1 pseudogene is annotated in these 542 nt (G+C 42.1%); it reads left to right on the top strand.

The window, feature by feature from the left end:
- A pseudogene (locus tag ACTHUR_RS17425) lies at positions 1-542 on the top strand (TonB-dependent siderophore receptor); the annotation flags it as partial.

The raw sequence follows: 542 nt of genomic DNA, 5'->3' as shown, positions 1-542 counted from the left end.
CTGATAAATACAATATTTTTTCCGGTTTCAAACATGTCTTTGACAATGGATGGCAACTCAATGCCGAAATTTCTTATACGCGTAATGATTCAGATGCCAAAGTCGGACAATTTTTTCTGAAAAACGAACACGCGGCAGGTATTTCAGCATCTGCGGCAACGGGTTTCCTAACTGAAAAGGGAGAGGTTATCCCTTTTGAGCCTAAAGACAAGGCGTTGGCAAAATTAAAAGAATATCGTGATGGCGTCACGAAAACATATGAAGAGAAAAAAGCAGATTATGTTGCCCATCATTTCGATTCATCTGCTTTTGAACAATATCGCTCCCAAAGGGCGGCAGCACGTCGGGCAGGTTTCGATCAATGTATGCAGGACATTGGTTTGGATTTCCTATGCAACGACTGGCAGGATCCGGGTGTAGAAGTAGATAAAAAAGAGTTTATTGATAAGGAGCTTGCAAAGCAAGGAATTATTAACAATGCAGAAGGCCTGTTTCCCAACCGTCTATACGACTCAGCATACAATCTTCGCCACACAGACAAC

This window comes from Neisseria sp. P0021.S007, assembly GCF_051956855.1.
Note: the sequence above shows the minus strand (reverse complement) of the source record. Positions and strands in the feature narration are given on the sequence as shown.